Annotated in this window: 19 protein-coding genes; 6 read left to right on the forward strand and 13 right to left on the reverse strand. The window is 65.6% G+C overall.

What is annotated here, in order from left to right:
• The first annotated feature begins 76 nt into the window (after positions 1-76).
• Complete coding sequence (locus G6N35_RS22075) at positions 77-739, forward strand: L,D-transpeptidase family protein (RefSeq protein ID WP_163806170.1); 663 nt, start codon at positions 77-79, stop codon at positions 737-739.
• A gap of 37 nt (positions 740-776) precedes the next feature.
• On the opposite strand, the gene G6N35_RS22080 is transcribed toward G6N35_RS22075, so the two are convergent.
• Both G6N35_RS22080 and G6N35_RS22085 read right to left on the reverse strand, forming a co-directional pair.
• A complete protein-coding gene (locus G6N35_RS22080; RefSeq protein WP_163806171.1) occupies positions 777-1,262 on the reverse strand; it encodes a nuclear transport factor 2 family protein in 486 nt (161 codons plus the stop codon).
• A 482-nt stretch (positions 1,263-1,744) separates the two neighbouring features.
• Positions 1,745-2,341: a TetR/AcrR family transcriptional regulator gene (locus tag G6N35_RS22085; protein ID WP_163806172.1), complete on the reverse strand. Its 597-nt coding sequence runs from the start codon at positions 2,339-2,341 to the stop codon at positions 1,745-1,747.
• Between the two features lie 40 nt (positions 2,342-2,381).
• Between G6N35_RS22085 and G6N35_RS22090 the strand changes: the two genes are divergently transcribed.
• The 3 genes from G6N35_RS22090 to G6N35_RS22100 all read left to right on the forward strand — a co-directional run bounded on the left by G6N35_RS22090 (position 2,382) and on the right by G6N35_RS22100 (position 5,142).
• Complete coding sequence (locus tag G6N35_RS22090; protein ID WP_163806173.1) at positions 2,382-3,617, forward strand: hypothetical protein; 1,236 nt, start codon at positions 2,382-2,384, stop codon at positions 3,615-3,617.
• Between the two features lie 3 nt (positions 3,618-3,620).
• Positions 3,621-4,655: an NAD(P)H-dependent amine dehydrogenase family protein gene (locus G6N35_RS22095; protein WP_163806174.1), complete on the forward strand. Its 1,035-nt coding sequence runs from the start codon at positions 3,621-3,623 to the stop codon at positions 4,653-4,655.
• Positions 4,656-4,719: 64 nt separating this feature from the next.
• On the forward strand, positions 4,720-5,142 hold the full coding sequence (locus G6N35_RS22100; protein ID WP_163806175.1) for an Rv0313 family protein: 423 nt from the start codon (positions 4,720-4,722) through the stop codon (positions 5,140-5,142).
• Here the strand turns inward: G6N35_RS22100 and G6N35_RS22105 are convergent.
• On the reverse strand, positions 5,139-6,152 hold the full coding sequence (locus tag G6N35_RS22105) for an alcohol dehydrogenase catalytic domain-containing protein (protein ID WP_163806176.1): 1,014 nt from the start codon (positions 6,150-6,152) through the stop codon (positions 5,139-5,141). The two genes, G6N35_RS22100 and G6N35_RS22105, sit on opposite strands and share 4 nt — an antisense overlap.
• 115 nt (positions 6,153-6,267) lie before the next feature.
• Between G6N35_RS22105 and adhE the strand changes: the two genes are divergently transcribed.
• On the forward strand, positions 6,268-8,865 hold the full coding sequence (adhE, locus tag G6N35_RS22110) for a bifunctional acetaldehyde-CoA/alcohol dehydrogenase (protein WP_163806177.1): 2,598 nt from the start codon (positions 6,268-6,270) through the stop codon (positions 8,863-8,865).
• On the opposite strand, the gene poxB is transcribed toward adhE, so the two are convergent.
• The 9 genes from poxB to G6N35_RS22155 form a co-directional block, all read right to left on the reverse strand.
• Positions 8,862-10,598 (reverse strand): ubiquinone-dependent pyruvate dehydrogenase, encoded by a 1,737-nt coding sequence (gene poxB / locus G6N35_RS22115; protein WP_163806178.1) that lies wholly within the window; start codon positions 10,596-10,598, stop codon positions 8,862-8,864. The genes adhE and poxB overlap by 4 nt on opposite strands.
• Before the next feature lie 2 nt (positions 10,599-10,600).
• Complete coding sequence (locus G6N35_RS22120; RefSeq protein ID WP_163806179.1) at positions 10,601-10,846, reverse strand: hypothetical protein; 246 nt, start codon at positions 10,844-10,846, stop codon at positions 10,601-10,603.
• Positions 10,847-10,910: 64 nt separating this feature from the next.
• Complete coding sequence (locus tag G6N35_RS22125; protein WP_163806180.1) at positions 10,911-11,897, reverse strand: ABC transporter ATP-binding protein; 987 nt, start codon at positions 11,895-11,897, stop codon at positions 10,911-10,913.
• Positions 11,894-12,883, reverse strand: coding sequence for an ABC transporter ATP-binding protein (locus G6N35_RS22130; RefSeq protein ID WP_163806181.1), 990 nt, complete (start codon positions 12,881-12,883; stop codon positions 11,894-11,896). The genes G6N35_RS22125 and G6N35_RS22130 overlap by 4 nt, the downstream gene beginning before the upstream one ends.
• The gene (locus G6N35_RS22135) at positions 12,880-13,842 is read right to left on the reverse strand and encodes an ABC transporter permease (protein WP_163806182.1); all 963 of its coding nucleotides are present in this window, start codon (positions 13,840-13,842) and stop codon (positions 12,880-12,882) included. Before G6N35_RS22135 ends, G6N35_RS22130 begins: the two co-directional genes overlap by 4 nt.
• Before the next feature lie 2 nt (positions 13,843-13,844).
• The gene (locus G6N35_RS22140; RefSeq protein WP_163806183.1) at positions 13,845-14,822 is read right to left on the reverse strand and encodes an ABC transporter permease; all 978 of its coding nucleotides are present in this window, start codon (positions 14,820-14,822) and stop codon (positions 13,845-13,847) included.
• 8 nt (positions 14,823-14,830) lie between these two features.
• The gene (locus tag G6N35_RS22145) at positions 14,831-16,474 is read right to left on the reverse strand and encodes an ABC transporter substrate-binding protein (RefSeq protein WP_163806184.1); all 1,644 of its coding nucleotides are present in this window, start codon (positions 16,472-16,474) and stop codon (positions 14,831-14,833) included.
• A gap of 154 nt (positions 16,475-16,628) precedes the next feature.
• On the reverse strand, positions 16,629-17,558 hold the full coding sequence (locus G6N35_RS22150) for a hypothetical protein (protein ID WP_163806185.1): 930 nt from the start codon (positions 17,556-17,558) through the stop codon (positions 16,629-16,631).
• A gap of 51 nt (positions 17,559-17,609) precedes the next feature.
• A complete protein-coding gene (locus G6N35_RS22155; RefSeq protein ID WP_163806186.1) occupies positions 17,610-19,376 on the reverse strand; it encodes an acyl-CoA dehydrogenase in 1,767 nt (588 codons plus the stop codon).
• Positions 19,377-19,600: 224 nt separating this feature from the next.
• Here G6N35_RS22155 and G6N35_RS22160 point away from each other — a divergent pair, with 224 nt between their 5' ends.
• Positions 19,601-20,425: a glycoside hydrolase family 16 protein gene (locus G6N35_RS22160; protein ID WP_246224688.1), complete on the forward strand. Its 825-nt coding sequence runs from the start codon at positions 19,601-19,603 to the stop codon at positions 20,423-20,425.
• Here G6N35_RS22160 and G6N35_RS22165 read toward each other — a convergent pair.
• A complete protein-coding gene (locus G6N35_RS22165; RefSeq protein WP_163806187.1) occupies positions 20,407-20,802 on the reverse strand; it encodes a hypothetical protein in 396 nt (131 codons plus the stop codon). The two genes, G6N35_RS22160 and G6N35_RS22165, sit on opposite strands and share 19 nt — an antisense overlap.
• Between the last annotated feature and the right edge of the window lie 240 nt (positions 20,803-21,042).

Raw genomic sequence — 21,042 nt, forward strand, 5'->3', positions numbered from 1 at the left:
GTCCAGGACCGGCGAGACCCAACCGTGGCCCAACCTTGACTTGACCCTGCAGAAACCGCACAGGGACCATGAATCGATGCGGCGGGTCCTGCTTTCGATGACGGCTGTCTTCAGCGCGGCGGTCCTCGCCCTCAGCTCAGCTCCACCCAGTCGCGCCGAGACGCCGTGGTTTCAGGCCAACGTCGGCAACGCCACCCAGGTGCTCTCCGTGGTCAGCACCGGAGGCGCCACCGCCAAAATCGATGTCTGGCAGCGCACCGCTGCCGGCTGGCAGCCCGTGGGCACCGGCATCCCCGCCCACGTCGGCGCCAGCGGCATGACCCCGCAGTCCCACGACGGCGAGATGAAGACGCCGATGGGCATCTTCTCCCTCGACTTCGCCTTCGGCACCCAGCCCAACCCGGGCGGCGGGTTGCAGTACGTGCAGGTGACGCCGGACTACTGGTGGGACGGCGACATGAAGAGCCCGACCTACAACACCATGCAGATCTGCAAAAAGGCCGACTGCCCGTTCAATACCAACCCGAGCAGCGGCACCGAGAACCTCTACATCCCGCAGTACGCCCACGCCATCGTCATGGGCGTGAACAAGGCCCGGGTCCCGGGCAACGGCGGCGCGTTCTTCGTGCACACCACCGACGGCGGCCCCACGGCGGGCTGTGTCTCGCTCGACGACGACACGTTGGTCAAGATCATCCGCTGGCTGCAGCCCGGCGCCCTGATCGCCGTCGCGAAGTAGCCGTCGCTACGTCGTCGCCGTCGCGAAGTAGCCGTCGCTACGTCGTCGTCGTTGCGACTGCCTTGCCTGCGGTCGCTGTGAAGTTCAGGTTCTCCGTCGACTGCGTGACCTCGTAGGTGCGGTCGTATCCGGTCTTGCTGATCTTCCACCCGTCGGGCGTCTTGCGATAGCGGTCGCGGTAGAACCCGGCCCCCATCAACATGAAGTTGTACTCCGGCACGATCACTCGGTCCTGCAGGTACCAGATGGCCTCTGCCTCATCGCCGTTGAGGGTGATCTCCGGGTGGGTAACGCGATGCTCGGTCAGCACGCCGGCGGGCATCGACTTGCGCATGAACTCCACCAGTTCGGTGCGGTTGGTGAAGTGGTGTTCCTCGCCCAGCGACGACCCGTATGCCCCGATGATGTCCTCGGTCAGGGTGTCGGCGAAATCGTCCCAGTGCTTGGTGTCCAGGGCCCGCATGTAGCGGTACTTAACCTGCTTGATCGCCTCGATCGCATCCGCATCAGCCATGTCGGTCATTGCAGCACAAGCAAGCGCTCGGCCGATAGGGATGTCTCACACAAACGGACGAAGCCGGCGCCCCTCGGGGTTCGCCGGCTTCAGACCATGAATTAGGTCAGCGGTGCGTGTTCTCGTACCGCTGAGCGATGGCAACGAGTTCGTCGCGAACCGTTGACGGGGGCATCGCGTTGATCCGTGCGTGTAGACGGCGACGGTTGATGGCCCGCTTCATGTCACTGCGAAAACGCGCGAGCGACGACATTCTTCTCAACTCCTCTTTGTGCTCCTGGGTCCGCAGGAGCGTTGTTTGCTGCTGACGTTCACCTAACCGGGATCGCCAGTTGGGGGAACGGCTCGATGGTCCTTGTTAATTCCGTGTAAATCAACTTTGGCCGTGTGAGTTTGGTGACACCACGACGCTGACCAGCGGGCCTGCTCTGCTCCCTGTGACTGCCGACACCCTGCTCGGCGGCGTCCGTGCGCGATTCGCTGATGACGGTTCAGCGGTCCTGGAGGTAGCGGGTGACCATGTCGACCAGGAGCCGACGTTCACGCTCCCACTCCAGGTGCGAGTTGACGATCATCTCCACCAGCACCATCCCGCGCAGTGCCGACCAGATGACCTCGGCCACGCCCTCGTCGTCACAGATCAGCCGGCCGAGCTGATTGACCGCGTCGTTGATCTCCAAGAGGTGGTGGCGTGCCCTCTGGCCGTGGGTGCCGCGCATCGCTCGCAAGATCTCGAACGCCGCCAGCGATGTCGGGCTGCTGTAGCACCGGAACGCGGTGTCGACGACGAGTTCGATGCGCGCATGCAAGTCCAGATCGCCGATCTCGGCCGCGGACAGTTCCTCGACCAACCGGGCCACTCCCTCGTCGACCACGGCCATCAGCAGCCCGTTGCGGTCGCCGAAGTGATACTGGATGACGCCCCAGGTGACGCCGGCCCGCTCGGCGACATGCTTGGCCGTGGCCGCCTGGAAGCCCTCCTCGACCACGCAGCGCACGGTCTCATCGATGATCAGTGCGCGGGTATCGTCGCCGCGTTTGCGTGGCGCGAGCGTCTGCCGAGTGGGCGGGGTGCCAAGCGCTTTCACATCGTTGACTTTATAACATTGAGCAAACTATGTTTCGCGTGTGAGCGAATCTCATAGCCGCTATGCCCAGCTGACCCGGGCCGAACTGGCCGTCCTGGTGCCCGAACTTCTGCTGATCGGTCAACTCATCGACCGCTCCGGAATGGCATGGTGCATCCAGTCCTTCGGCCGCCCCGAGATGCTGCAGATCGCCATCGAGGAATGGGCCGGTTCCAGCCCGCTCTACACCAGACGCATGCAGAAGGCCCTCAATTACGAGGGCGTCGACATCATCACCATCTTCAAGGGCCTGCAACTCGACATCGGTGCCCCACCACAGTTCATGGACTTCCGGTACACCGTGCACGACCGCTGGCATGGCGAATTCCACCTCGACCATTGCGGTGCGCTGCTCGACGTCGAGCCGATGGGACCCGACTACGTCAAAGGCATGTGCCACGACATCGAGGACCCCACCTTCGATGCCACTGCGGTGGCCACCAACCCCAAGGCTCAGGTCCGCCCCATCCACCGTCCACCACGGACCCCGGCGGACCGGCAACCGCATTGCGCGTGGACCGTCATCATCGACGAGTCCTACCCCGACGCCGTCAGCATCCCAGCGCTGGACATCGTCGCCCAAAGCAGATCCGCCACATGGGAACTGGGCCCGATCGATCCGAGCGACGACGGCCAGGCCGACTACTCCGGGCCGCTGCTGTCCGACATCGACTTCGCCGCGTTCTCTCATTCGGCCCTGGTCCGCATCGCCGACGAGGTGGTGCTGCAGATGCACCTGCTGAACCTCTCGTTCGGCATCGCGGTGCGGGCCCGCGCGGGTGACAACACCGACCTGGCGACCCAGATCTGCACCAAGCAACTCATCGGCATCGCCGGGGTGGCCACCGAGCGTATCCAGCGAGCTCTCAAGCTGCCCAACGACTTCGACGGTCTGGCCAAGGTTCTCGAGCTGCACCCGCTGCTCAACCCAGCCGGCTACGTCGTTGCCGAGGCCGAAGGCGGACGGCTGCACGTGCACCCGTCGCCGGCTCATCAGGACGGTGCCTGGATCTCGCTGTGCTCACCGGCCTCGGTGCAGCCGCTGCAGGCCATCGCGACCGCGATCGACCCGCACATCGCGGTGCGGATCAGCGGCACTGCCGACGACTGGACCGCGGAGTTCGAAAAGTCCGAAACCCCAGCGAAAGTCGCCCCGGAAGTCGAGGTGACCAAGTTCAGCGGCGGCGCGACGTTCGAGTTCGAGGAGCGTCGTTCGCTTCCCCTGACGGTGGTCTAGCCGATGACGTACCGCGTGGTGCAGTGGGGCACCGGTGCAGTGGGAGTGGAGGCGATCCGCGGCATCCTCGATCACCCCGACCTCGAACTGGTTGGCGTCAAGGTGTACTCCGAAGACAAGGTCGGGCGTGACGCCGGTGAACTGGCGGGCATCGACCCCCTCGGTATCGCCGCCGCCAAAGACGTCGACACCACCGGTGTGGACGCGGTGCTCTACGCGCCGCGCCATCCCACGGTTGACGAGGCCGCCGCCATTCTGGCCTCGGGTGCCAACCTGATCACCACGGCGTTCGCCTTCCACCCCGCCCGGATGCCGGCCGCTGATCGCGACCGCCTGCACCAGGCCTGCGTTGCGGGCGGCAGTTCGCTACACGGCACCGGCCTCAACCCGGGCAACCTCGGCGCGATTATTCCGATTGCGCTCGCTGGCATGTCGCGGCGCATCGAGCACATCAAGATCCAGGAGCGCGCCGACTGGTCGGTGTACGACAGTGTGGAGATCACCTTCGACCAGATGCGCTTCGGCAGCCCACTCGACGAGGTCACCACCGAGACCGCAGGCCCCAAGTTCACCAGTGAGCTTTTCCAGCAACAGGTTTGGCTCCTCGGAGATGCCCTCGGGCTTGGCGTCGACGATGTCGGCACCGAACTGGAGGTGATCCCCGCCAGCGTCGACCGCGACATCTGCGGACGCACCCTGCCCGCCGGTGCCGTCGCCGGTCAGCACTGGCGCTGGATCGGTCGATGCGCCGGCACCCCGGTCGTCGAAGTCGAAACCCTGTGGACCGTCGGCGAACCGCAACCCCGGCATTGGCCCAGCCCGCAGCACGGCTGGACGGTGACCATCGAAGGCAGCCCCTCGATGCAGGCCCACCTGATGACGCTCGCCAGTTTCCGCCGCGACGTCCCGCTGGCCGAGCACGTCCGCTCGGCCAGCGTGGCCACCGCGATGCAGGCGGTCAACGCCATCCCCGCCGTCTGCACCGCCCCGGCTGGCTTCGTCACCATGGCTGACCTGCCTCTGCGCCTGTTCGGCTGAGGTTTCGCTGCTCGCGAACCAGAGGAGGTCGACGGCGCAGCAAACTGCGCGCACACTGTGTCCTATGGAGAACAACGGACCGTTCGGGTTCGACCCGGACGAATTCGATCGCGTCGTGCGTGAGGCGGGCGAGGGCCTGCGCGACGTCGTCGAGCGATTCAGCAAGTTCGTGAACACCCCGGGCGAGGCCGCCGGCTTCGGCATGCTGTTCGACGAATTCACGCGACGCTCACGTCCCCGGTCACAGCCGGAGACCGCAGGCGAGGCCGGCGACGGGGTGTGGGCCATCTACATCGCCGGCGCCGACGGCAAGGCGCACGTCGAGCAGGTCTACAAGACCGAACTCGACGCGCTGCGCGCCAACAAGCACAACACCGACCCCAGCCGCAGCGTCCGGTTCCTGCCCTACGGCATCGACGTCAGCGTTCTGGACGCCGCACCGGAGCAGCCCGAGCCGACCGAAGACGCCGAAGACGCCGAAGACTAGGTCGTCAACACCATGCGGTAGCGGGCGCGGCCGGTGTCCATCGCCTCGTAGGCCTCCGCGGCCTGCTCCAGCGAGACCTCCTCGATACGCGCCCGCACCCCGGACAGCAACGCGAAATGCATGGTGTCCTCGATGTCGGCCGCGGTACCGGACGGATGCCCGGTCACGCTGTAGTTGCCGAAGATCAAGTCCGACGGCCTGATCGGCAGTTCCTCGGGGGATGCGCCGATGATCACCAGTTCTCCCTGCGGTGCCAGCCCGCCGACCGTCGCCGCCATGGCCGCGGAGTTCGCCGCGGTGGCCAACACCACCTGAGCTCCGCCGAGGGCCTGCAGTGCCTCGGCGACGTCACCGGCCGTCGAATCGATGTAGTGGTGTGCGCCGAGTTCCTTTGCGTCATCGGACTTTCCGGATCCGCGTGCGATGGCGATGGTTTCGAAGCCCATGGCGCGGGCCCACTGGATCCCCAGATGACCGAGGCCGCCGATGCCCAGCACCGCCACCCGGTCCCCGGCCACCGCACGGGTGCGCCGCAGCGCGTTGTACGTCGTCACCCCGGCGCACCCCATGGGGGCCGCCTCGGCGAATGACAGCCCGTCGGGAATCCGGGCGAGCGCAGTCGCCGGCGCCGTCACCGACTCCGCGTAGCCACCGGGGTAGTGCCAGCTGGGAATCTGACCGTTGACGCACTGCATGAACTGGCCCTTGCGACAGGGCAGGCAGTGATTGCAGTTGCCGCCGAACCAGCCGACCGCGACCCGGTCACCGACGGCGAACTCCTCGACTCCGGCGCCGACCTCGGCGATGGTGCCCGCGATCTCGTGCCCGGGTGTGACCGGCCAGCTGAGGTTGGGGAATCCGCCGTTGACGAAGGCGTGGTCGGTGCCGCAGACGCCGCATGCACTGACCGCGATGCGAACGTGGCCGGCACCCGGCGAGGAGGTGTCGACATCGACGAGTTCCAGCGGTTGTCCGGCCGACTTGACGTGCACTGCGCGGTGGGTTGCCATCGATTCCTCAACTGTCCTGGGTCTATCTGACTGAACCCAGCATATAGGGGTCTTTTATCCCTATCTACCCCGATCGCTGCGAACTTACGATCGGCCCATCTGGGAGGACAGGTTCATGACCGGAACACTGGACGCAACACAACTTCAGACCGACGTCACCCGCACCGCCGAGATCGACGCCATCGTCGACACGGCCGCGCAGGCCGCGCGCGAGTTCCGCTCACTCGACCAACAGCAAGTCGACGCGATCGTCGAGGCGATGGTGCGTGCCGGAGTCCGCGCTGCCGGCGAGCTGGCCGCGCTGGCCCTCGAGGAGACCGGCTTCGGAGTCTTCGAGGACAAGGTCGTCAAGAACTACGTGGCCACCGAGTTCCTGCACGACTACCTGCGAGACAAGAAGTCGGTGGGAGTGATCGACGAGGACGTCGAGCACAACATCGTCTACCTCGCCGAACCGATCGGTGTGGTCCTGGCCATCACACCGGTCACCAACCCGACCTCTACCGTGCTCTTCAAGGCGATCGTGGCGGCCAAGACCCGCAACGCGGTGTTGTTCCGGCCATCGCCGTACGCGGTGCGCTGCTGTGAGCGCGCGGTCGAGATCCTGCGCGAGGCAGCCGAAGCGGCCGGTATGCCGCCCGGTGCGCTGCAGGTGATTCCCGACGCCGCCCACGAGGTGACGCACTATCTGTTCAAGCATCCCAAAGTGGACTTCATCTGGGTGACCGGCGGACCCCGCATCGTCGCGCTGGCCAACCAGGCCGGGAAGCCGGCGTTGAGCGTGGGGCCCGGAAACGCCCCGATCTACATCCACAGGACCGCCGATGTCCGCGGCGCCGTCGTCGACATCCTGATCTCGAAAACCTTTGACTCGTCGGTGATCTGCCCCGCCGAGCAGACCTGCATCATCGACGACGAGATCTACGATCCGATGATCGCCGAGTTCGAGAAGATGGGTGCTCATCTGTTGAGCGCCGGCGAGGCAGCCAAGATCGCCGAATTCGCCTTCGGTTGCGGTGACAAGATGGCGATGGACGCCGTGGGGCAGAAGGCCCCGGAACTGGCCGCCCGGGCCGGATTCAGTGTGCCGCCGACTACGAAGATCCTGCTGGCTCCGCTACCGTCGGACGTCGACGAGCTGGCCGGGCACCCGTTGGTGGCCGAGAAGTTGATGCCGGTGCTGGGGGTGGTGCGGGCGCGCTCCGAGCAGCACGCGATCGACGTCGCCGTCCTGGTCACCGAGCACGGGGGACTGGGGCACACCTCGGCGATCTACGCGACCGACCAGGCGGTGATCGACGCCTACAGCATGGCGGTGCGCACCGGCCGGATCCTGGTCAACGCGCCCACTGCGGTCGGCGCGCTCGGCGGGGTCTACAACAACCTGACGCCGACGTTCTCACTGGGCTGCGGCACCTGGGGCGGGTCGAGCACCACGGAGAACGTCAACTACCGGCAGCTGCTCAACATCAAGACCGTGTCGCAGCGCCGGACTCCGCCGCAGTGGTTCCGGGTGCCGTCCAACACCTACTTCAACGCCGGTGCACTGGACAATCTGCGTGAACTCGATTGCGAGACAGCCGTTATCGTCACCGACGCGTTGTCCGACGAGCGCGGTGTGACCGATCTGCTGCGCAGCAAGCTGCGCACCCGGCATGTCCAGGTGTTCGCCGAGATCACCCCCGAGCCCGATGAGTCGACGATTCGGCGCGGGGTGGCGCTGCTGGAGCGCACCCAACCCGACGTGCTGATCGCGGTCGGCGGCGGTTCCGTCCTCGACGCGGGCAAGGCCATGCGGCTGTTCTACGAGCACCCGGAGAAGACGCTCGACGAGCTCACCATGCCGTTCCTGGATCCGCGCAAGCGGGTGGCCGACTATCCGACCGACCGGCATCGCCTCCAATTGGTCGCTGTACCAACCACATCGGGTACCGGATCGGAGGTGTCTCCGGCCGCCGTGCTGACCGTCGCAGGCAGGAAACAGACGCTGGTCGACTACAGCCTGGTACCGGAGCTGGCGATCGTCGACCCGGTACTGACGTCGTCGATGCCGGCGACGCTGACCGCCGACACCGGGGTGGATGCGCTGACCCACGCGCTGGAGGCGGCGGTGTCGATCTTCGCCTCGCCCTACACCGATGCGCTGTGCGCGCAGGCTGCCCGGCTGATCTTCGACGCGCTACCCCGGGCCTACGCCGATCCCGACGATCTGGAGGCGCGCACCGCGATGTCGAACGCGGCCACCCTGGCCGGGCTGGCCTTCTCGAATGCGTTCGTCGGAACCAACCATGCCCTGGCGCACGCCACCGGCGCGGCCTTCGACATCCCGCACGGCAGGGCCAACGGCATCTTCCTGCCCCACGTACTGCGCTACAACGCTGCGTTGCCAAGCAAGTTCATGCCCGCGCCGGGGTATTCGGCCTATGTCGCGCCGGAGAAGTACGCCCAGATCGGCTCGCTGATCTTCGGCGGTCGAACGCCCGAGGACAGCCGCGCCCGGCTGTTCGCCGGTGTCGATCAGCTGCTAGGAGAATTGCACATGCCGCGGTCGTTGCGTGAATACGGCGTCAACGAAGCTGATTTCCTCGCAGCATTGCCCAGTCTGGCGATGACGGCCTTCGAAGACCTCAGTAACCGCACCAACCCGCGCATGCCGTTGGTCAGCGAGATCACCGAGCTACTCGAGCAGGGGTACTACAGCAGCGCCGACTAGTCGAGGATCCGCCGCGCGACGTTGGTACTCACCAGGTCCAGCAGTTCGTCACCGCGGCCGGCCAGGATGGTGCGGATCGCGTACAGCGTGAATCCCTTTGCCTGCTCGGCGGTGATGGCCGGCGGGATGGTCAACTCCTCGCGCGACACCACCACGTCGATCAGGGCGGGGCCGGGATGCGCCAGTGCGTCGGCAATGGCCTGTTCCAGCTCGCCCGGCTGCTCGACGCGGCGGCCGAAGATGCCGATCGCCTGCGCGACCGCACCGAAGTCCGGGTTCTTCAGATCGGTACCGAAATTCACCACACCGGCGGACTTCATCTCCAACTCGACGAAGTTCAGTGACGAGTTGTTGAACACGACGACCTTCACGGGCAGATTGTTCTGCACCAGGGTCAGCAGCTCCCCGAACATCATCGACAGCCCGCCATCACCCGCCAGTGCCACGACCTGGCGGCCGGGGAACGCGGTTTGCGCGCCGATGGCGTGGGTCAGCGCGCAGGCCATGGTGCCGTGGGTGAACGAACCGCTCAACCGGCGTTTGCCGTTCATGGTCAGGTACCGCGCGGCCCAGATCGTCGGCGACCCGACATCGAAGGTGAACACCGTGTCGTCATCGGCCAGCCGGTTCACCACGCCGGCAACGTATTCCGGACGGATCGGGGTGCGGTCACGGTCATTGACCGCCAGCGAGTCGAGTGACGCGCGGGTGCGTTGGTAGTGGTGCAGGGCCCGGTCCAGGTGAGTGCGGTCCGCTTTGGGGGACAGCAGCGGCAAGAGTGCCGCGATGGTGTCCTTGACGTCACCGACCAGACCGAGGTCGACGGCGGTCCGCCGGCCCAGATGACTGCCGCGCAGGTCCACCTGGATGACGGTTGCGTCTTCTGGATAGAACTGTGAGTACGGGAAGTCGGTGCCCAGCATCAGCAGCACGTCGGCTTCCTTGATGGCCTTGTACCCGGAGGCGAAGCCGAGGAGACCGGTCATCCCCACGTCGAAGGGATTGTCGTACTCGATGTGGTCCTTGCCGCGAAAGGCATGCACGACAGGCGATTTCAGCGTGTCGGCCAGCTGGATCAACTCGGCGTGCGCGCCCGCGGTGCCGGCACCGCCCAGGATCGTCACCCGCGAACCCGCGTTCAGCAGAGCCGCTGCGTGGCGGAGCGACGCGTCGTCAGGCCGCAGCACCGACCGGGTGGGAAGAACCGGGCGAATGTTCCAGGCACGATCGGGCAGCTTGGCCAAGAAGACCTCGCCGGGGATCACCAGCACCGCGACACCGTTTTCCTCCACGGCGGTGCGCATCGCGATCTCGACCAGTCGCGGCGCCATCTCGGGGGTACTGACCAACTCGCAGTAGACGCTGCACTCGCGGAACAGCTCCTGCGGATGGGTCTCCTGGAAGTATCCCGTGCCGACTTCGGCCAGCGGGATGTGGGCGGCGATGGCCAGCACCGGAACGCGGGTGCGCTGGGCGTCGTAGAGGCCGTTGATCAGGTGGGTGTTGCCGGGGCCGCAGCTGCCTGCGCAGACGGCCAGTTGCCCGGTGAGCGCCGCATCGGCGGTCGCCGCGAAGGCAGCGGTCTCTTCATGGCGCACGTGTTGCCAGGTGACATCGTCGGATCGCCGGATGGCATCGGTGAAGCCGTTGAGGCTGTCACCGGGCAATCCGTAGACGCGGCGTACACCGCTAGCGGCCAAGGACGAAAGGATATGTTGCGCAACGGTTGGCACAATTACACACTACGGCTGATGGCACCTGTGGGTGTTGCCGGTTCACTGAGAACATTCTCATCACCAGGGTCGTCCGCGGCGAAGCACAGCAGGCTGGCGATGAACGCTCCGATGGTGATTCCCGCCGCGGCGCCCGATGGACCCGAACCGGCATGAGCCAACGAGCTCATGAATACCGCGAATCCGATGATCGCGGTGAGGTTCAGCAACAGTCCCACCGTCCGCAGGATCTCCCCGGCACCGTCCATGGGCTATCAATACCCACGACTTCGGCGCGCTAATCGTCGCCCAGCGACGACAACCGCGCCGAAATCACGAGGTGCGCGGGTGGTGGCAGGCCACCACATGGCTGTCGCCATGGGCCGTCAGCACGGGCTCCTCGGTACGGCAGATCTCGGTGGCTGACACGCAGCGGGTATGGAACCGGCAGCCCGGCGGCGGGTCGATGGGGCTGGGCACGTCACCTTCGAGCGTGATGCGTTCCCGGTCGAGGTTCTTGCGCGGGTCGGGAATCGGCACCGCCGACAACAGTGCGTTGGTGTACGGGTGCAGGGGGCTGTCGTAGAGACCGTCGGAGTCGGAGTTCTCGACGATCTTGCCGAGGTACATCACCGCCACCCGATCCGAGACATGCCGCACCACGCCGAGGTCGTGGGCGACGAAGAGGTACGACAGCCCGAACTCGTCCTGTAGCTCCTCGAGCAGGTTGATGATCTGGGCCTGCACCGAGACGTCGAGCGCCGACACCGGTTCGTCGGCAATGATCAGCTTGGGCTGCAACGCCAATGCCCGGGCGATGCCGATGCGCTGGCGCTGTCCACCGGAGAACTCGTGCGGGTAGCGGTTGTAGTGCTCGGCCTGCAGTCCCACCCTGTCGAGCAAGTCCTGTACGCGCCGCTTGAGCTCGGCGCCGCTGGCCAGACCGTGTAGCTCCAACGGATCGCCGACGATCTGCCCCACCCGCTTGCGCGGATTCAGTGAGGCGAACGGATCCTGGAAGATCATCTGCATCTCGCGACGCAATGGCCGCAGCGCGCGCCGCGACAGGCCCACCAGCTCATGGCCGTCGAAGCGGACCGAGCCCGACGTCGGCGCCACCAACTGCAGGATCGCGCGGCACAGCGTCGACTTGCCGCAGCCGGATTCACCGACCAAGCCCAAGGTTTCACCTTCGTGCAGCGTGAAACTCACGCCGTCGACCGCATGCACCCGGGCCACCTCGCGGTCCACCACGATGCCCGACTTGATCGGGAAATGCACGACGAGGTCGGTGACCTCCAGCAGCGGATCGCCCTTCATCGGATGGCCACCTTCTGCTCGGCGGTCAGCCAGCAGCGATCCAGATGACCGGGGTCGCCGCCGCGAGCTTCCAGCGCCGGTGGCTGCGTGCACTTCTCGAAGGCGTACGTGCAGCGCGCAGCGAAGCGGCAGCCGGTCGGCGGGTTCAGCAGGGACGGCGGCTGGCCGGGGATCTGCGGCAGCCGTTGCGGTCGCGGCTCGTCGAGCCGTGCGATGGAGCCGAGCAGACCCCAGGTGTAGGGGTGCTGAGGGTTGTAGAAGATCTCGTCGAGCGGCCCGTCCTCGACGATCTGTCCGCCGTACATCACCACGACGCGGTCGGCGAGTTCGGCGACGACGCCGAGGTCGTGGGTGATGAGCAGGACCGACAGATTGCGATCGGCGTTGAGTTTCTCCAGCAGCCGCAGGATCTGGGCCTGGATGGTGACGTCGAGGGCGGTGGTCGGTTCGTCGGCGATCAGCAGCTCAGGGTTCAGCGCCAGTGCCATCGCGATCATCACCCGCTGGCGCATGCCCCCGGAGAACTCGTGCGGGTAGTCGCGCACCCGGCGTTCGGGGTTGGGGATGCCCACCGACCGGAGCAGTTCCACCGCCTGCGACAACGCCTCGGCCTTGGACACCTCGCGATGGGCCCGGATCATCTCCGCGATCTGGTCGCCCACCCGATAGACCGGATTGAGCGACGTCATCGGGTCCTGGAACACCATCGCGATGTGTTCGCCACGCACACTGCGGAATTCGTCGTCAGACAGGGCGATCAGGTCACGGCCTTCGAACTCGACCGTGCCGGTGATCTTGGAGTTGGGCGCGCGCGTCAGGCCCATCAGCGTCTGTGCGGTGACGCTCTTGCCGCTGCCGGATTCGCCGACGATCGCGACGACCTCGCCCGGGGACACCTCGAAGGACACCCCGTCGACTGCGCGCACCACGCCGTCATCGGTGCGGAAACTGACCTGCAGGTCGCGCACGGTGAGGATCGGACTCATACCGGCGCCGCCTCACCGAGCCGGATCCGGGGATCCAGCACCGCATACAGGATGTCGACGATCGTGTTGAACAGCACGATGAAGAACGCCCCGAACATCGTCACCGCCATCAGCGGCGGCAGGTCCAGCTTCCCGATCGCCTGGCCTGCGTACAGACCGACGCCGTTGATGTTGAACACCGTTTCGGTCAGGATCGCCCCGCCGCCCACCACGGCGCCGAAGTCCAATCCGAACAGTGTGACGATCGGGATCATCGAGTTGCGCAACACGTGCCGGATCCGCACCTGCCGTTCGCTGATGCCCTTGGCCCGGGCCGTGCGCACGTAGTCCTCGTTCATGGCGTCGAGCATGTTCGACCGCAGCACGCGGCTGTAGAAGCCGACGTAGAGCACTGCCAGCGTGATCCACGGCAGGATCAGGTGATACGCCCATTGCAGCGGATCCTCGGTCAACGGCACGTAGGAGCCGGTCGGAAAGATCTCGGTCTTGAAGCTGAAGAAGTACAACAGGATTGCCGCGAGCCAGAACACCGGCATCGAGATGCCGACCAGCGCCAGGATGGTCAGCGCTCGGTCGGTGAACCGGCCGGCATGCACCGCGCTGAGGTAGCCGAACCAGATGGCCAGCGCCATCCACAGCACCGCGGCCCCGATGGTCAGCGAGAGCGTGGCGGGCAGGCCGTCCCAAATCTGTTGGGCGACATTCTGACTACTGCCGTAGGAGGTCAGCTCGCCGGTGAAGATCTGCTTCATCATCGTCAGGTACTGAACCGGCAGCGGCTTGTCGAGTCCGAGGTCGGCGGTCACCCGGGCGATCAATGCCGGGTTGGCGTTCTTGCCGGCGATACGCGCCGCCGGGTCGGAGTTAGGGATGACGTTGAAGATCAGGAACACGATCACCGAGATCGCGAACAGCACCGCGATCATGCCGATGAGCCTTCTGGCGACGAATCGGAGCATGGCTAGTGCTCCAGCCGGATCTTGGCCCGCGGATCGAGCGCGTCCCGCAGGCCGTCACCGAACACGTTGAGCGACAGGACCGTCAGCACGATCATCAGACCGGGAACGATGGTCAGGTGGGGTGCGGTGTAGATGTTCTGGTAGCCGTCGGCGATCATCGTGCCCCAGGATGCGTTGGGCGGCCGGACCCCGGCGCCTAGGAATGACAGCGCCGACTCCAGCAGCATGTTGTTGGCGATGTTGAGGGTGAAGAAGACGATGATGGTCGAGACGATGTTCGGCAGCAGTTCGGAGACCATGATCTGTACCGGTCCTTTGCCTTGGGCCACAGCGGCTTCCACGAACTCCTTCTCGCGTAGTGCCAGGATCTCGCCGCGTACCGGCCGGGCCATGTAGGGCACGTACACCAGACCGATGATCAGGATCGGGATCCACAGTGAGTCGCCCGCGACGATCAGGCTGCCGATCTTGAAGCCGCCGAGTGCCAGGGTGGTGCCCAGCGCTATGCCCAGCAGCAGTACCGGAAACGCCCACACCACGTCGAGGGCCCGCGAGAGCAGTGAGTCGATCCACCCCCGGTAGTACCCCGAGAGCATGCCGATCACCACCGCGAACACGGTGGTGATCACCGCGGCCATCACCCCGATGTAGATCGAGGTGCGTCCGCCGTACATCAACCGCACCATGACGTCACGGCCGTTCTGGTCGGCCCCGAGCAGGTAGCGGCCGCGCAGCCCCGGACCCAGCGGTGTGCCGTCAGGCGAGACGACGTAGGTCTCCTGGCCGTCGACCAGGATCTTGTCGGTGATGTGGTTCTGGTTGGGGCCGGTGTGTGCCACGTGGTCGGCCCACAGCGGGGCGGCCAGCGAGAACAGCACCAGTAGCAGGAACAGCACTCCGAACGCCAGCGCGACCTTGTTGCGCCGCAGCCGCCCCCAGGCCAGATGCCAGGGACTACGCCCCTGGACTTCTGTGACCATGGTGTCGGCTACTTCAACGCGAACGAGGTGTAGTCCTGATTGAACAGCAGATGTCGATAGGACTTGTCGAAGTCCATCCGCTCCGACAAGAACGTCGTGTACTGCTCGTTGCCGTACGGCGCCCACACCGCCTGCTCCATGTAGGCCTTGTCCAACTCGGCGTATTGCTTGCGAACATCGTCGGTGAGCTGCTTGGTCAGCAGGTCGTTCTGCTTGGCGTCGAGTTCGGGGATGTTGACCCGGGAGAAGTTGTTGCTGTTGGTCGGCAGGATGTTCGCGCCGTTGAGCAGCGGACGGAAGAAGTCGTCCGGGTGCGGGAAGTCCTGGAACCAGTCCGAGAACCCGGTGTCCAGATCCGGTGTCGACTCGTTGCCGATGGTCTGGAAGTAGTTGTCACCGGAGATGACCTTCAAGGTGGCGTTGAACCCGAGCTGGGTGAGCAGGTCGTGGTAATACTCGCCGATCCGCTTGCGGTCCGGCTCGTCGTCGGTCCACACCGTGATGTCCTTGTCAACCGGATTCGCCTCGGCAAGAAGGGCTTTGGCCTTGTTCATATCCGGGCCCGGGTACAGCTTGTACTCGTCGTAGCCGGGCATGCCGGGCGGCAGGATCTGCTGGGTGGCGTGCAGGCGGCCACCGAACACCCGGTTGAGCGCCTCGGGATCGATCGCATAGTTGATGGCCTGGCGCACCTTGACGTCGTTGAACGGCGCCTTCTGATTGTTCATCCAGAAGTAGTAGGTGTTGATCGAATCTTCGAGGCGGAACCGGCTGGAGTACTTGGCTTTGATCTCCGGCAGCCGGTCGGCGTCCGGCGGGTCGGTCATGTAGTCGATCTTGTTCTGCTGCACGCCGGTGACCTGCGCGGAGTTGTTCTTGTTCTGCGTGACGATGATCTTGTCGACCTGCGCGTCGGTGACCTCGGTAGCACCGGCGTCCTTGACGGTCTTGAACTGTGGATTGCGCTCCAGCGTCAGGGTATTCGGGGCGTCGACCTTGGTGATGACGAACGGCCCGCTCGACGGCGGCGGGTTGTTGGTGACTTCCTTGTCCAGCGGGGTGTTCTGCGGGATCGGCGCGGCGAACATCAGGCCGAGCAGGTTGTTGAACGTGCCGTTGGGCTTCTCCAGCTCGATCGTGATGTCACCGGAAGTGTCGTCGGTCTTGATACCGGAGATGGTGTCGGACTTGCCGTCGGCGAAATCCTTTGCGCCAACGATGCCTTCGTAGAACACCGAGCCGCCGGAGTTGGCCTTGAACAGCCGCTTGATGGCATAGGTGAAGTCCGAGGCCTTGATCGGGGTGCCGTCGGAGTACTTCATGTTGGGCCGCAGCGTCAGCTTGTAGGTCTTGCCGTCGGCGGAGATCTCGGGCATCGCCTTGGCCAGGCCGGGCACCACATCGGTGCCGGGATCACCCTTCTGATGCTTGTAGGTCAACAGCGGGGTGTAGGTGTTCCACAGCACCTCCCACCCTTCCAGGGTGTAGGACAGCTGCGGGTCGACGTAGTCGGGGAACGACGTCAGCGTCACGTTGATCTCGCCACCCTTGGCGCCGCCACCGCCACCTTTGTCACCGCCACAGGCAGCGACACCGAAGGCCGCCACCGCGGTGATGCTGACAATGGTGATGGCGTTCCGCAGCTTGCTCATACCGCTCCCCACTCTGTCCCCGTGATCGACGAACCCGTCAAGGCTTAGGACACTCTGCCGGATTCCTTAGATCTTGGTGGGAGAACTGCTGAGCTGCATCCTGAAGCGTCACAGTTGCTGCTATGACGGCCCGTCGGGGCCGCCCGTTTTGTGGCTAGACCAGCGCGGACGCTTCGGAATCCGGGTACGGCGGCGGAGTGGAGGTGGACAGCGGCAGGCCCGACTCGCCCCGGTTGTGCAGCAGCTGGAACGGGTCGAGGACGTCCCACGCGGTGGTGATCGCCCAGGTCTGCAGATCCAATGCCTGCTGCTCCAGGTTCACCAGGTCGGCGATCTCGTTGTAGCCGTAGTACAGGAACGCCACCGGCGCCAGCGTCACGATCAGGTTGTTGACGATGCGCTGGCTGGCGGCCTTGTCGCCGGCGAGGGCGGCCTGCAGGTTGGCCCCGACGTTGGACAGCGGCACCACGACGTTGACCCACGGGATCATCTGCGACACCCGGTAGCCGGCTTCGAAGATCTCCCGGGGCAACGGCTTGAAGAAGTCGGGGAAGGCATTGACGACAGCCTCTTCGAGGCTCCAGATCGGACCGGGCATGTCGTTGGGTGCCGGCTCCGGTGGCATCGGGCGCAGCGGGTTGGGACTCCACGGCACCGACACGGTGTCCGATGCACTGGGGGAGGAGACGCTGGATGGCGACGTGCCGGTGCTGCCGGAGTCGACGGCGGCCGCGCTGCGCGCGCTGCGGCCGGTGGAGAGGTTTGCCAGCCGGTCGACCTGCACCACCGCGGAAGCGCTGGTCTTGACGGTGCTGACGCTTGCGGCGGCCGGGACCTTGCTCACGTCAGCGGGGGAGGCATCGGAGGTGCTGCCCAGCGTCGAACGCGGGCGGCTATGGGCGGTGGATACGGTGTCGGACTTCTTGGGCCCGGCGTCGGTCTGCGAGCTGTGAGCGGAGCCGGTCGAGTCCGCCCTGCCGCTGTCGGCGGCGGCGGTGCCCTGGCCGGCAGCGGCGATCGCTGCTCCGACGCCTACCGCGACGGCGACCCCACCGACATAACCGACGTACTTGTTGTTGCCCATTGTCTCCGACCCCTTCGACGATTCACAGGGAATCGTAAGCCGTTGGACAGGTCAGAACCACTCCGGGCGCATGTCCAATGTTGTGCGGTCAAGTGAACGCAGTAGCTGGATCTGCGGGCCGGTGCGCGGTAGCTCGTAGTGGAAGAAGTAGCGGGCGGCCTGGCGCTTGCCGTCGTAGAACGCACCGGAGTTGCCCCCAGTGGCCACGAACTGTTCGAGCCACATCCACGCGATCACGATGTGCCCGAACGCTTCCAGGTACACCGCACTGTTGGCCATCGCCGCCTCGATGTCGCCAGAGGCGAACATCGCCATCGTCACCTCGACCAGCTGCTGCCAGGAAGTCTCCAGATCTTCAGCGAGGTCGGCGGCCTCCCCGCCGGCGCGCCTGGCCGCCTCGACCGACTGGCCGATGGCTTCGCCGAGTGCCGTCAGGCTGGCACCATCACGCGCAGTGACCTTGCGGCCCAACAAATCCAGGCTCTGGATGCCGTGGGTGCCTTCATGGATGGGGTTGAGCCGGTTGTCCCGGTAGTGCTGTTCGACGTCGTACTCCCGGGTGTAGCCGTAGCCGCCGAGCACCTGGATCGCCAGGCTGTTGGCCTCCACACACCACTGCGACGGCCAGCTCTTGGCGATCGGGGTCAGGATGTCGAGCAGCAGGGTGGCCTCGTCGCGTTCCGGGTCGGACTCGGCGCTGTGCTGCCAGTCGACCAGCCGGGCGCAATACAGTGCCAGCGCCAGCGACCCTTCGGCATAAGACTTCTGCGCCAACAACATTCGCCGGATGTCGGCGTGCTCGACGATCGGTACCTGCGGGGTGCCGGGGTCCTTGCTGGTGATCGGACGGCCCTGTGGCCGCTCCAGCGCGTACTGCAGCGACTTCAGGTAACCGGTGTACCCCAACGCCACCGCGCCCATGCCGACACCCAGGCGCGCCTCGTTCATCATGTGGAACATGTAGACGATGCCGCGGTGCGGTTCGCCCACCAGGTAGCCGACGGCGCCGTTGAAGTTGAGCACGGTGTTGGTGATCCCGCGCTGCCCCATCTTGTGGTTGAGGCCCGAGATCGCGACGTCATTGCGTGGACCGACTGAACCATCTTGTGCCACTTGATACTTCGGCACAATGAACAGCGAGATGCCCTTGGTGCCGGGCGGTCCGCCCGGAATCTTGGCCAGCACCAGATGAACGATGTTCTCCGACATCTCATGTTCGGCGGCCGAGATCCACATCTTCGAGCCGTACACCCGGTAGGTGCCGTCGTCCCGAGGCTCGGCGCGGGTGACGATATCGGCCAGCGAGGACCCGGCCTGCGGCTCCGAGAGCGCCATCGTCCCGGTGAAGCGGCCGGCGAGCATCGGGCGGACGAAGCGGTCCACCTGCTCGGGGCTGCCGAACTTCACCAGCAGGTTGGCATTGGCGATGGTCAGCATCAGATAGCCCGCCGTGCTGACGTTGGCCGCCATGAACCAGGCGAACCCGGCCTGGGCGATGGTCGCCGGGAGTTGGGCGCCGCCGAACTGCTCGTCCATGCTCATGCCGATGAGGTCGGCAGCTGCGAACGCATCGATCGCCTCCTTGACCTCGGGGATGACGGTGACCGTCGTGCCATCGAACGTCGGCTCGTTCTGGTCGCTCTTCTTGTTGTGCGGCGCGAAGTAGCGGGTGGCGAGGTCTTCGCACAGGTCCAGCACGTCGGAGAAGGTCTCCCGGGAGTGCTCGGCGAAGTGCGGGCGGGTGGTCAGTTCGTCGGCGGCGAGCCACTCGAACAGCAGAAAGTCCAGGTCACGCCGGGACAGAATCGTCGACTTCATCAGTCGATCACGTTACGCGGCGGTTCTCCCGTGCCTCGCACGTATCCGCTCGACACAGTCGTGGGCCCACACTTCGCAGGCACACCCACCAAGCCCGGACGTTTGCCCTGTTCCCAAGCATTTCGTCAGATGATTGGGCGCTGTTCATAATTAGCGCCGGCGTCGAATCGGCCCCAGATGCGCGGTGGGCGTCATGACGCCCTTAAGGTTTGAGGGTGCCTGATATTGATCGCCGCAGTCTGATGGTCATGGCCGGTTTCGGTGCGATTGCCGCCGCGCTGCCCATGCCGGCGGCCGGTGCCAGTCCCGCCCGACCTGACGCACCCGCCCCGAATGCCGCCGGTCCGGCGTACCTGTTCCACGACGAGTTCGACGGCCCGGCAGGATCGGCGCCCGACCCGTCGAAGTGGAACATCGCCAAGGCGCGCGAGACCATCAAGAACCCGGTGTTCTGGGATCGGCCGGAGAACATGGGCCAGTACCGCGACGATCGTCAGCACGTCTTCCTCGACGGCAACTCCAACCTCGTGATCCGCGCAACCCGCAACGACGGCAAGTACGTCAGCGGAAAGGTCACCGGAACGTGGTGGGGCGGGATCGGCACCACCTGGGAGGCGCGGATCAAGTTCAACTGCCTGACCGCGGGCGCCTGGCCGGCGTGGTGGCTGATGAACGACCACCCCGAGGTGGGCGGCGAGATCGACCTGGTCGAGTGGTACGGCAACGGTTCGTGGCCGTCGGGCACGACGGTGCATGCCCGCCTGGACGGCACGTCGTTCGCGACCACCCCGGTGGGCGTCGATTCCAACTGGCACACCTGGCGGGTCACCTGGAACGACTCCGGGATGTACTTCTGGCAGGACTATGTCGACGGCAAGGAGCCGTACTTCACCGTCCCCGCCAACTCGCTGGACGACTGGCCGTTCAATTTCCCGGACTACCGGGTGTTCCCGGTGCTCAACCTTGCGGTCAGCGGGTCCGGCGGCGGCGATCCTCGCCCAGGCACCTACCCGGCGGACATGCTCGTCGACTACGTGCGGGTCTGGTAGCGCCTCAGTTCGTGCCGGTGCGCGCCCTGGCTCATGGTGGTGAGCGTGGCCGCGAAGTGCTGCGCGGAGCGCCTGTTGGCCCGCGAGTACGGCTGCCAGCGGTCGATCGGCGAGCCGTCGCCGTCGATGGTCAGGTGGACCCGGTGATTGTGCTGCCGGCGCAGCGGTGAGCCGGTTTCCTCGACGTCGACGTGCAGCCCCCGAAGCGGGATACGCCGGGCGTTGGCGTGATAGCCCAGCACCAACTGGTGCTCGGTGATGCGCAAGCCGGCCCAGGTGGCCACCACGCCGTCAGCGCGGTCGCGCAGCTCCTGGGCCACGTAGCCGGAGATGGCGCCGACCATCGCGACGAGGATCGGGGCGGCGAGAATCGCCACTGCAATGAGCCCTGGACTGTGCTGAAATTCCACGGCACCCCCCACTGTGCAAACGCCCCTTGGGCGAACTGTAGAACGCTTGCGCAGCCCTCGCCACCGGTACGTCAATTTTGCTCGGCGTGACCCGAATCTGTTGCGGCGCCGTCGATCTCGGTTTTACGCGAGGTGTTGATCGTGGTTATTCCCGGCCGTGTTCCTCGCATGAGCGTGTGCACGCATTTGCGTGGAAATTTGCGTTTT

This window comes from Mycolicibacterium anyangense (genome assembly GCF_010731855.1).
Lineage (GTDB): Bacteria > Actinomycetota > Actinomycetes > Mycobacteriales > Mycobacteriaceae > Mycobacterium > Mycobacterium anyangense.